Source organism: Spiroplasma clarkii, assembly GCF_002795265.1.
In the GTDB taxonomy this organism is placed as follows: domain Bacteria; phylum Bacillota_I; class Bacilli_A; order Mycoplasmatales; family Mycoplasmataceae; genus Spiroplasma_A; species Spiroplasma_A clarkii.
In genome coordinates, this window is record NZ_CP024870.1 from 142815 (window position 1) to 155548 (window position 12734).

At 28.8% G+C, this 12734-nt stretch carries 10 protein-coding genes; 8 read left to right on the forward strand and 2 right to left on the reverse strand.

What is annotated here, in order from left to right; genetic code table 4:
• Both SCLAR_RS00615 and SCLAR_RS00620 read left to right on the forward strand, forming a co-directional pair.
• Complete coding sequence (locus SCLAR_RS00615; protein WP_100254018.1) at positions 1-519, forward strand: dual specificity protein phosphatase family protein; 519 nt, start codon at positions 1-3, stop codon at positions 517-519.
• Entirely contained in the window at positions 507-1229 is a 723-nt protein-coding gene (locus SCLAR_RS00620) for a hypothetical protein (protein WP_100254019.1), read from the forward strand. Before SCLAR_RS00615 ends, SCLAR_RS00620 begins: the two co-directional genes overlap by 13 nt.
• Before the next feature lie 566 nt (positions 1230-1795).
• On the opposite strand, the gene SCLAR_RS00625 is transcribed toward SCLAR_RS00620, so the two are convergent.
• Positions 1796-1993 carry a hypothetical protein gene (locus SCLAR_RS00625; protein WP_100254020.1) on the reverse strand — a complete coding sequence of 66 codons (198 nt, stop codon included), beginning with the start codon at positions 1991-1993 and terminating at the stop codon, positions 1796-1798.
• A gap of 723 nt (positions 1994-2716) precedes the next feature.
• Between SCLAR_RS00625 and SCLAR_RS00630 the strand changes: the two genes are divergently transcribed.
• From SCLAR_RS00630 to SCLAR_RS00650, 5 genes are read left to right on the forward strand one after another with little or no spacing between them, the layout of a single operon-like run.
• Complete coding sequence (locus SCLAR_RS00630; RefSeq protein WP_169921827.1) at positions 2717-4732, forward strand: hypothetical protein; 2016 nt, start codon at positions 2717-2719, stop codon at positions 4730-4732.
• A 52-nt stretch (positions 4733-4784) separates the two neighbouring features.
• Complete coding sequence (locus tag SCLAR_RS00635; protein ID WP_157795118.1) at positions 4785-5285, forward strand: hypothetical protein; 501 nt, start codon at positions 4785-4787, stop codon at positions 5283-5285.
• A gap of 12 nt (positions 5286-5297) precedes the next feature.
• Positions 5298-7616: an ABC transporter permease subunit gene (locus SCLAR_RS00640; protein WP_100254023.1), complete on the forward strand. Its 2319-nt coding sequence runs from the start codon at positions 5298-5300 to the stop codon at positions 7614-7616.
• On the forward strand, positions 7616-9283 hold the full coding sequence (locus tag SCLAR_RS00645) for a sugar ABC transporter permease (protein WP_100254024.1): 1668 nt from the start codon (positions 7616-7618) through the stop codon (positions 9281-9283). The genes SCLAR_RS00640 and SCLAR_RS00645 overlap by 1 nt, the downstream gene beginning before the upstream one ends.
• Position 9284: 1 nt before the next feature.
• Positions 9285-10358: an ABC transporter ATP-binding protein gene (locus tag SCLAR_RS00650; RefSeq protein ID WP_100254025.1), complete on the forward strand. Its 1074-nt coding sequence runs from the start codon at positions 9285-9287 to the stop codon at positions 10356-10358.
• Between the two features lie 22 nt (positions 10359-10380).
• Here SCLAR_RS00650 and SCLAR_RS00655 read toward each other — a convergent pair whose 3' ends face one another.
• Positions 10381-10965, reverse strand: a complete 585-nt coding sequence (locus SCLAR_RS00655) for a hypothetical protein (RefSeq protein ID WP_100254026.1) — start codon at positions 10963-10965, stop codon at positions 10381-10383.
• A 194-nt stretch (positions 10966-11159) separates the two neighbouring features.
• Between SCLAR_RS00655 and SCLAR_RS00660 the strand changes: the two genes are divergently transcribed.
• Complete coding sequence (locus SCLAR_RS00660; RefSeq protein ID WP_100254027.1) at positions 11160-12734, forward strand: PTS transporter subunit EIIC; 1575 nt, start codon at positions 11160-11162, stop codon at positions 12732-12734.

Sequence of the window (12734 nt, forward strand, 5' to 3'; positions counted from 1 at the left end):
ATGCCACATAAAAAAATCCTTGATAATTTATACCTTGGAGATCAGTTTTCAAACGAGAAAAAGTCAGTGTGGCAATTAAAGATTAGCAACATCTACTATGAAATTTTATTGAGTAGGGAATGAGAAAATATTGAGTACTTCAAAAATGATTATTTTGTTAAAACTCAAATAAAGTTAGCACTAAATTTATTTGATTCTCATGATGTTGCAAATTTTAATGAAGTTTTATTTGCAGCAGCAGTTAAATTTATTGATGAAAATATTTTAGAAAATGAAATTTATGTTCATTGTCAACTTGGAGTTTCAAGAAGTGCAGCAGTAGTTTTTGCATACTTAGTTATTAAAAGAAAAATTAAAAATCAAAACTTCAGTGCGGCCTTAAAAGAATTTATTGATAATTATTATCCATTCATGAAAGTTAATTATGGTGTGTATGAATTTTTAAAAAACAATTTTCCATTTAAGAATATAGAAAAATTAGCAAAGATGAAATGAGATGATTTACAATGTACTACATAGATATTGATTGAAATGAAATTTTAGTTTATAAGGATGCTGAAATTATTCACACAGAAAGTTCAATGGTGTTGAGAGATTTGATTACCTCAGAAGTTCTTTTTACTGGTGATGAAGCAGTAGAACATTTGAAAGATCAAAAAAATTTGCTAGCGATTGTTCCTGTTGAAAATAAAAAAATTCTTTCATACCCAGATTTAAATTTAGTACTTGAAGCTATCATTCAAAAATTATGCTTGAAAGAAGTTTTCTTTGTTGACAGGTATCATATTAATAAAAATAAATTGTCAAACAAACTTGGTTTGATTGATGAAATAGATTTTTTTAAAAAAATAGCAAGTAAAAACAAATACATTGAGTTGAGAAATAATGAACTTCAGATTTTTGATTTGACTAATAATGATTTAGAAAAAATTGAAATTGGTTATTATAAAATTCTTAGTTCCCTAAACAGTTATTGTTATTTAAACCATAACGGATTATTGAATACAAAGAGTACCATAGAACTATTTGAAAAGTTAGTTTCAAATGAATTAAATGAGATTGAACTCAAAGAAATTGAGACTGGTAAAAATATGACTATAAAAAATTTTGACAAAGCAGCAATGTTGAGTGAGATCAATTTCTTTTATAAAAAAATTTTTGAAAAAAGATGTGAACAAGAATATGACTACAATAAAAAGTTTTTGAAAGTGAAAAAAATTTGTGATTAAAATTGTAGTTCACGTCGTCATTGGAATCTGTTTATTACTCTGAAGCATTTTGTCATATTATATAGTCAGAAAAGACAAACAGAATTTTATAAGTAAAAAAACACTTAGCCATTATTTTGTGCAAAGCATACCTTTAATTTTATTTGTTAGTGGTTCGCTGGTGTTGACTCTCTTATTTATTTAGATAAATTAATTTTTGCTACAGTTATTTTGATAGTAATCTCAATATTCTAATAGCCAGTGATAGAAGTCACTGGCTATTTAATTTGCATCACCTACAATTAGATTTTTTCCCTCATTATTTTTTGTTATTTTTCTAAATATAATTTTTAAACAACAAAACTTTCTAAAAAAAATTTTAAACTTTTTGGCGAAAAAGCATTTTATCATACGATAAATTAAATGAGGGGTGATACTGTTGAGGTCAAGTTGAGTTGTTGCAAATTGGCCATGACCTATTCAATTGAATAGCACCCCTCCCAACTCAAACCTACATTTTTAATGGTTTTTATTCTATTCTTCAAAGAAAACCCAATTTTGTAGTTAGGAGTTGGCTAAGCTCTTTATTATAAACCATTTGTCATCAGTCCCATTTCTTGTTCTTGCATTACAAGATTACATTGCAAATTATCTTCATTGCATTGTGTGAAGCAATCAGCAAAATGTGAGTTCTTCTCCTCACCTAGTGGCATTTCTCTTTGGCTACTGCTTATTGCAAACACTACTGCTTGGCATAATGAGTTTATAAAAGCATGTTTTATCATAGCATGTTCCTTTCAAAATAAGTAAAATATTCTCTATCTTTCAAAATATAATCAATTAAAAGCAATTGGTAGATTAATAGTTCAATTCTCGGCTAAAATTCAGACTCATGTTTAGCCGCTCCTTATCCTTTCAAAACATTAGCTCTACCAAAAGCATTTCGTCATAAAAATAGTATTCATAGTTGTTTAATTGTAATAATAGTCTGTGTTTTGGATAACTGATTGCCTTTAATAAATCAGTTGCTTTGTTAATACTTGCTTCAAGTATTAACACACCACTTCACAAAAACCATTAAATGAACTGTTTCCTTTTGCAATTCAAATAATGATAACCAGGATATATTCATTAAAAACTTTTGTTAAATTATTAAAGAGTCTTACAACTCTTAATACTTTAATTTTTTCATAGAGCACCTTCTCTACAAGTCATGCCGCTCTGTGAAATCTATAGTGTATATGATCAGAATAAAATAATTATTTTGGTAGCAATACCTCTGATCATTATATATTCACTTCCATTTAAGATAACTTAAATAAACACAATTATTCCCTTTGTGGAACACTAATCACTCATTAAGTGATAACAGGTTATTATTCAAATAACCACTCAATCATAAAAAGCCTGCAACTAGTATTGCAGGCTTTTATTTTGTAAACTCGTAAATTTATCCATATTTGGAATTGCGTTCCAGAAAATTTTTTAATTTTAGATTTAAAATAAAAATGAGCAGAAAACCTGCCATTGAAAGGAAAAAAATAGTGAAAAATCTAATTAAAATAGCAGCCTCACTTGGTTTAACTGCACCCTTAGGTATGAGTGTAGTGGCATGTGGTGGTAAAAGTAATGTTATTACATATTCATATGTAAACAATGGTACTGATAAAGATGCATCAAAAATGTTTGCAGATCTTGAACAAAAGTACTATGAAATTTATGGAACAAAATACAAATTAGAAGGAAAAGCTTACCAAGATGAAAATCAACTTCCAGAAGATATCATGACTGTTGGTAATGCTTCAGCACCTGATGTTTTTGCAGCAAATGTAGATGCAGCTGCAAAACTGGCAACAAATAATGCAATTCTTGCCCTTGAAGGAGCTGACTCTCCACAAGGAGCAGATCAAATTCTTAAAAATTTAAACTATAATGAAGATTATGCAAATCAAAAATTAACTGCCTTTAAAGCAGATGATGGAGCCTCAATGAGTTCATCAGACAAATGAGGTGCTTGATTACCTTATGCAGTTAAAGCATCAAAAATTAAATCAAATAATGCAAGTTCAAATGAAACCAAGGCAGTACAATACGGAATTACAAAACACCTTGGAGTTGGTGGAGGAACTGCTGTAGTTTCTACAAGTGAAAAGTCAATAGCTACATTTAATGCTATGGGAATGTTAAATTCAATTACATTAAAACCAGATGGAGGAATAGACTGAAAAGCAAATGCTGACGGTTTTTCAATTAAACAATTAGCTACTTGATCCGCTGAGTCAGAAAATTCATATGTGCCCTTCTTAATTGATAGAGGAATGTGATGAATGTACCCAGTTTATGCAAATATTGTTAGTGACCCAATTAGTGGTACTGTTTATAAAGCAGCAGATATTGGAATGAACTGAGTAAATGACAGTTCACTACCATATTATGATACAAATGATGGAAAATACTCATCAGTGTGAACTAATAAATACTTTACTACATCAGCTAGAGAAGTTGTTGGTAAATGATTTGAATTATTTGCCCAACAATTTAAAGTAGCAAAAAACAAACTTGCTGGAACTGGTCAAATTTCAGAACTACCAGAAAATCTGCTAGACCCATCTCAAAATGCAGCAGTTCAAGCAAATATGATTGATAATGAAATTGCTGGTGGAGTAAACTATGAACCCGGAAGCTACTTTGATATGTTAAAAGGATTTAGAGAGTTTGCAAAAATGGATTATGTTGGGCTTGACCACTTAAAATTATGAAGTGAAGCAGATAGTGCTGATTTATATAATAAATATGAAAGCCAAGGAGTAAATAAATGACTTTCACCTGCAGGTAGTGGGATGATGGTGTTTAATGCTAGACTTGGATCAAATGCTGCTAAATTAAGAGCTGCCCAACAATGAGTTGAATTAATGTTTGGGGCATCTGAAGTTAAAAATGAAGCTGGTGAACAAGAAATTAAATTTGATGATGATGGAGGGGTATTTAACTTTAAAGACCAATTCTCAAAATTAGGTGATAACCCAGCCAAAATTGCAATTCTTGATGAATCACTTAGAGAAACTGGTGAATTTAAAACTGCACTTGACAGTAAAGTTGATGTTAAATACAACAGAGCGATAAATGAAGATTCAGAATATAAAAGTTGAATTGGAACTGATCAAAATAAAATTAAAAATGAAAAAGATGCAATCTTTAGACTTGAATCAATTTCTATTAGATTAGCAGCAAGTTTATATGGATCAGAAAATGCAACACTTAGTTGAGCACCAAACGTTTCATCATATGACACTGCAACAGATAATGATTGACATGGAAATAATGCAATGAAACCATCATTAACTGCTGCACTTGTTACAGGAGTTGCAAGTGATGCAGCTTTCCAAGATGTATTTGGTTTCTTTTCAGATAAATCATTAGATTGAATGAACGATACAAAATTTACATCTCGTAGAGATAAATTTGTTGATGACCTAATTAAGAGTTTAGCTGATTTAAATAAAAATCAATCAGAACAAAACTAGAATCAAAATAATGTTTATTCTTAAGGATAAACATTATTTATTAAAAGAAATAATGAAGAATATAAAAGATTATATTATTGAAAAAACTCAAATATTTATCAGCGAAAAAAAAGCAATGTTCATTATTGGACTCATTGCAATTAATATGGTCGTTCTATCAATGTGTTTCATTTGAAATTTAGTTAGTGATCAAAACACATTGGCAAATTTATCAAATCAGGCAGAAGAATATATAAATTTAAAAAATAAAATGACAATGATTATTGTGTCTTTCATTTTTAATGCAGTCTTAAATATTGTTTATGTATTGTATGTCTACCTTTCAATTTCAAGAAAAAAAGTAGGTTATGTGTTTGTAATATTTTGATTTTTTGTATGAGCATTATTTTCAATTGGTACTTTTATAATGTATGATACCAATATTTGATTAAAGTCTATTAATTTACTTGTTGGAATCAGTTGTACTTTTATGTTACTAGTTTTATTTTTTGACTTACAAAAAAGAAAAAGAGAAATTGATTTTACAAGTAGAAAAGAAAGAAGTAAATTTTAGAAAGGAAAAAATATGAAACAAGCAGAAATGGAAATGTTTAGAGCTTACTCTGCAAGTGACAACAAAAATTCAGTAATTGACTTTGAACAAACTAAAAGAACAATTAAAAAAGTTGAACAAAAAGAATACAAAGAAAAAATAGTTGCATTAAAAAATTATATTAAGTTACATATGCAGGGAAAAAGTATTTTTCGATTGTCACTGCTAACAATTCAAGTGAAAACTAAACAAATGTTTTCAAAAAAAGATTCAGCCAATAAGCAAGATGCTGAGTTTATAAAAAAAATTTGAAGTGATCGAGCAGCTACAAAAAAAGAATATGGAAGACAATATTATAAAACACAAGTAAATATTATCAAAGAAGAATACAAAAATAATTTATTAAAAAATATTAATACCTTTAAAAGTAAAAAGAAAAATATCTCAGAAAATAAATTACTTGTCTCAAGAGATGGTGTCATTCATGACAATAAATTTTTAAATGTAAGAACTGAAAAAATTCTTGATGTTAAAAAACAAGTTAAAGAAGTTAAACTAAATTTTAAAAGTGATTCATCAATCAGTAAAAAATTAAATAAATTAAAACTAAAAGTTCTTGTTGAAGAATTGAATTCAAAAATTTCTTATGAAGGTGAATTTAAATTTAAAATTTATAATTCAAAATATATTTACCTTGAAAAACTTTTAGAATTAAAAAAAGCATCAAGAGAGGCAATTGCCAAGAACAAAACTTTGTTAAAAGAAGTTGACAGTAAATCTCAAAAACTTGAAATCAAAAAAATTAAAAAAGAAGAACTTAAATTATTCTTTAAAAAGATTTCAACAAACTTGAAAGAACTATTTACTAGAAAAATTAAATATAAAAATTTTAAACAAAACAATATGCTTTTTTACAATGAGTATAAAAGTCAAATCACAAAAAGAAGTAGTCACTTAAAATATTTTGAGTTACTACATAAAAGTAAAAGCTTAAAGATATCTGAAAACATGAACAAAAGAAAATTATCTTTAGAACATAAAGCAGAGATATCTGAAATTTATGAAAAAACCCCAATCATCTATTCATGATGAAAAGTCTGTTTAGCTACAGTGCTAACAATAATTCTTCCTGGATTGGGTACTCTAATTAACAAACAATTTATCAAAGGAGCACTACAAATACTCGCTTCAGTATTTTTCTACATCTTGTTGTTATATGCAATGGGGTTTGGAAACATCGAAGGTGATGGTATTTTTGGATTAAGAAAATTGGGTCATGCCGATAACTTATGAGAAGTTGGTGATGCAAGGTACTTTATAATCGAAGGATCTCTTGCAGTATTATTTTTAACAATGTTTATTATGTGAAATTTAATTAATGCTTATGGTACTTATAAAATTTCGATAGCAAGTAAAAATGGTGCCAGAGTTAAAACTTGAACTGAGTCAAAAAATTATTTTACAGACATTGGTTATCCGGTAATGACTTCAATTCCCACAATTGCTATGCTCCTTGTGGTTGTGTTGATTCCAATTGTCACAACATTCTTATTAGCATTTACAAACTATAAACCAAACAATGCAGCAAATTTTCAATGAGATGGTTTCAATCGTTTTAAAGAAATTTTTACACCTGAATGAGCAGAGACAATGCAAAATATTTTTGGGTGAACTATGATTTGAACAGTCTTTACATGACTAAGTGCATTTATTATTTCCTTAACACTTGCCACAGTTTTAAATAACAAAAGAGTTAAAGGAAAATTATTATTTAGATTAATTTATGTATTGCCTTGAGCAATACCTGGCTTTATAACGATTCTACTATTCAAAATAATGTTTTTACCAGGAAGTATTTTAAGTAACTTCTTTGGTAATGATACATTTCAATCAGTACCCTTGTATGCCAAAATTTCAGTAATAATGATCCAAATGTGATCAGGATATTGCGTCAATTTAGTTTTAATTACAGGTATTTTACAAAGTATCACCACCGATTTATATGAAGCTGCTGAAATTGATGGAGCCAAGGGCTCATCAAAATTATTTAAAATAACTTTACCACTAATTATTTATCAAATGACTCCAATTCTTGTTGGACAATTTATGGGAGCATTCAATAACTTTGGTATAATCTATCTTTACTTAGATGGAGGACCTTACTTTACTGATGTTAATCTCCAAGGTGGAGCCGGGGCTACTGAAACCATTGCTTCATTAATCTATAAATTAATTAGTGCTGGTAAGGCTGGTTTGGCATCTGCTATGAACATTATTGTGTCAGGAGTCATTGTCGCAATTTCAGTAACAATCTTAATGAGATCAAAATCTGTTAAAGGAGGTGTAGCTTAATGCAAGAGTTTGCTATAACTAAGTCAGTAAAAAAAGTTAAAAAATTTAAGCGATTAAATTTAATCACTTTTGATATATTTGAAAGTTTTAATAAAGACTTTAAAAAAATAATTAGTGATGGTTCAGTAAAACTAAATTTACAATCAGTTAACAAATTTGAAAGAACAACTTCAAAAGAACTTGTTTCGTTTTATAAAAAAAATGATAGAAACTGATACATCCCCTCATGCTTTTTATTGCTGACAAAGAACTTTAAAATTGACAACGATCAAAAAAACAATTACCTGATTCTTGCAAAATACTTAAGCATTTATGCATCTCAAATTTCTAAAAATAAATTAAGTGTTGAAAGTAATAAATTATTAGAAGATATCATTGTGGCAAAAGCAAACCAGTTAGACAAGAAATTTGGAGAACTGGTGGAAGGTATTTTTACAAGTAATCTTAAAAATTTATTACAAGATGAATGTTTTGCAGATGTTGAAAAAGATTTAATCAACATTTGAGATAAAGCAACTCAAGTAATTAAAGTTTTATTTAAAAACATTCATGACAATTATTTTATCAATGATAACATCTCAAGTTTAATTGAAGATATAATCAAGTATTACTTTATAAAAAATGAAATGATGGTATTTTTAAAACAGAAGAAAAAACATCTTGGCTTTGTCAATGATGAAAATTATGAATACTTCTCATCTCAACAAATGATTCTACTTGATAGAATTAGACAAATGACTGTTAGAATTGATGTTGATCTATCAGAACACATTATTTCTGAAATAACTGAATTAGATATTAAAGTAAATTTATCAGATTTACCACCAATGACTTACAATGATTGGTTTGCTCTGTTAATCAAATATGCTATTTTAATTTTTTGAGCCATAGTCATTCTTTATCCAATCTTTATCTTGTTGAAACAAAGTTTCAATGATAGAAACTCAAAAGTTATTATTGATATTCAAAACTTTATTTTTACTACAAATACTTATAAAGGTTTGTTTGCTGAAACTTTGTTTTTAAGATGATTGTTGAATTCAACAATGATTGCTTTGGCAAATATGTTCTTTACAATCTTTATAGTTTCGCTAACAGCCTATTCATTTAGTAGGTTTAAATACAAAGGAAAATCTGCTTTTCTAATAGCACTGTTAGTTACTCAAATGATTCCTTCATTTACAAGTATCATTGTGTATTACATTATGACCGAATTACTAAAAGCATCATTTTCAATCCCACCAGTCTTTACTCTAATTTTTATTTATACAGGTGGGGGAGTTGCCAGTAATACAGTAATACTTAAAGGGTACATGGATTCAATATCTCAAGATATTGATGACGCTGCTCGAATTGATGGATGTAGTCATTTTTGAATTTACAGCAGAATCATCATGCCTTTGTGTAAACCAATGATAGTGTTAATTGCATTAATGTCATTTATTGGTCCCTTTGGAGATGTAATTCTCCCCCAACTAATTTTAAAAAACCAAGAAGATTACACGGTAGCTGTGGGATTAAATATGTTCATTAACTCTGAACGTCTCAAAAACTATGGTGGATATTTTGCTGGAGCTACATTGGTATCAGTACCAATTGTTATACTATTTATTAGTTTACAAAAATATGTAGTTGCTGGATTAACAACAGGAGGAGTGAAAGGTTAATATGAAAGTAGAACTTAGAAATATTTCAAAAAAATATGAAGGAAATAATGTTTACACATTAAATGACATCAATATGACTATTGATGATAATGATTTTTGTGTCCTACTAGGACCTAGTGGTTGCGGGAAAACTACTTTATTAAGAATGGTGGTTGGTTTAAACTCAGTCACCAAAGGTGACTTGTTATTTAATAACAAAAGAGTAAATGACTTACCACCAAAAGATCGAGATATTGCCATGGTTTTTCAAAGTTATGCCTTGTATCCTCATATGAATGTTTATAAAAACATGGCTTTTGGTTTAAAAATGAAAAAAGAAAAAACCAGTGTAATTGACAACCGTGTTAAAGATGTTGCAAAAATTCTTAACATTAGTCATTTACTCTATAAAAAACCAAGTGAAATTTCAGGAGGTCAACGTCAAAGAGTAGCTTTGGGAAGAGCTATTGTAAGAAAACCAAGTTTATTTTTAATGGATGAACCCTTAAGTAATTTAGATGCAAAGTTGCGTGAAAACATGAGAGTTGAATTAGTAAAATTGCACCAATCACTGGGGTCTACAACAATTTATGTAACTCATGACCAAATTGAAGCTATGACAATGGGGACAAAAATTATTTTAATGCATAACCAAAAAATTCAACAAATTGGGAAACCAATGGATTTGTATAATGATCCAAAAAATCTTTTTGTAGCAAACTTTATTGGTAACCCAACCATAAACAATTTTAAAGGAAAAGTAAAAGACGGTTACTTTATAAATGACAGTGGTCTTTTAAAAATTAAACTAAAACCTGAAGAAATTGAAAAAATCAACAAACTAAAAATTGAAAATATTGTATTTTGTATCAGAAGTGAAGAAATCAAGCAAGTTTTAAAAGATGAAGATGCCCAAGTTACTGTAATCCACATTGAGAGATTAGGTAAAGAAAGTGAAATTCGAGGAGCTATTGATTCAGATAATAATATTACAATCACTAGCAAAAGTGATATTGAACTTGAAGCATACAGTAAGATCAAAGTAAAATTCAATAACTATTTCTTGTTTGATGAAAAAACTGAAAACAGAATATAAAAAACCAATGAAAATTGGTTTTTTATATGCCTAGATTTTTGGTGTCAATATTGTTTATATAAAGGTTCTTAATTTCCTTGGTAGAATTTAAGTTATTGTATTGGCCAAGATTACCTTCAGTAGTTTCAAATTTATATTTTTCTAAGACTATCTCTTTAAAATGTAGTTGATTTTCTTCAATATCTGGGTCTAAATTATAATTTTTAACTCTAATAATATCAACTAGTTCATTCTCATCAAGTTTAAGAACTTCATTTTGTTTGAAAACTGAATTTTGGTAATTGAAAGTGATAGTTTCTGAAAATTGTTTGTTAAAGGTGTATTCATCAACAAACTGATTGCGTAAGTGTCAAAATTTTTCATTTTCAAATTTGTCACTGGCAAATGATTTTATAGCATCAATAACTAGTGGACTCCAGTCAATTTTGGTGTTTTCTTCCTCTTTGAAGATTATTGGGTCAGATTTACTAATTAAGTTCTCATAATTTCCTGAAATTCTACTAGGTAAATACTCATAGGGATCATTTCCTGGATCTAGGCATGCAACAGTGTTGGTGACTAGATTAAAACTCATTAGTACCAGCGAAAGGTTAAGGATTTTTTTCATTTTTTACCTCATGTTTTTTCTATCATTTATTATTATAAATCATCAATTTGGAATTGGGTTCCCAGAAGCTGATTATTCTATAAACAACACTATTAGCGTAATAATTCAAATTATAATGTGATATTTTCACTATTTCCGTTGTTTTTTAGAAATTTTTGGGTACAATGTAATTGTGAAAGGAAAAATTATAAATTATGGAAAAACAAATAAATCAAACTGGAAACTTAAATGTTAAACATAAAAGTCTAAAAGCAAAGAACTTTAAACTAAAGATCCAAAAAATGGGTGCTTTTATGGCTGGAATGATTATGCCTTCAGTCGGAATATTGTTGGCATGAGGTTTATGAACATCAATGTTTTTATATGACTATGATGCAAATAAAAACTTAGGTTGATTTAATGCCCCGATGTTGGGGAAATTAATTGAACCAGGAATTAAATGATTACTACCAATATTAATTGCTTTTAATGGGGGTAAATTAATTTATGGAATAAGAGGAGGTATGTTTGCTACATTTGTAATGTTAGGAACAATTGTAGGAACAGATTGAATCTATGGAGAATTCATTACCTTAGCAGATGGAACTCACCCTGGAAGTCCAAATCAATTTATTGGTGCAATGGTAATGGGTCCAGTTTCTGCATTATTCTTAAAATATGTTGAAAAATTATACATCAATAAAATTAATAAAAGTTTTGACATGTTAGTCAAAAACTTTGGAACAGCAATTTTAGGAATAGTTTTTTGTTCAATTGTCTTCTTTGGTTGAGGATGAGTTATGTGAGGAATTACTTGAGTAATGATGCAAATAATTCAATTATTTGGTGATAACAAATGAGCTGCACCATTAATGGGGATTTTTACAGAACCAATTAAAGTAAGTTTTTTAAACAATGCTTTAAACCATGGGGTTTTAGGACCAATTGGTTATAACGAAATTGCTTTACAAACTCAAAATGGTGTAGCAAACCCAAGAAGTATCTTCTTCTTATTTGACCCAAATCCAGGACCTGGAATGGGAATGTTAATTGCATACATTGTCTTTACAAAAGGAGAAAGCAGATACAATGCTGCAGGTTCAACTTTAATCCACACCATTGGTGGAATACATGAAGTGTATTTTGTCTTCATTTTATCAAAACCAAAAATGGTTTTAGCAACAATGGCTGGAGTTGTGGGAGCACAATTTATTACAAGTTACTTTGGTGGAGGGACAATTGCTACACCAAGTCCAGGTAGCATAATTGCTTTAATTGCTTTGTCACCAGGAGTGCAAGCACTATTAATTAATTTATTATCATTTGCTGTTGGAGCTGGAATTGCCTTTGGAGTTGCTACCCCAATTTTATTAAGTGATAAAAATAGAAACAAAGCTGATGCTAGCACAGGATTTACAATCAGTGATGAAGGTATTACATTTAGCAACAATGAAGAAAAACCAGTTTTAGCAAACAATAAAGACTTTAGCTGAGCAAATGTTAAATCAATTGTTGTTGCTTGTGAAGCTGGAATGGGATCAAGTGCAATGGCAAGTGGAGTAATTGCCAAATTTGTAAAACAAAATAATCTTGAAATTAAAGTTTCAAATATTGCAGTAAAAGACTTAGATGATAGTTTTGATGTCATTGTCACAATGCAAAATTTTGTAGATTTTGCAAAACAAAGATCACCACATGCTTTTGTATATAAGATTGATAAATTTATGGGTAAAGGTGTTTATGATGCTTTGTTTGCCTACTTACTACCTGAAAAAGTAGAGAAAGGATAG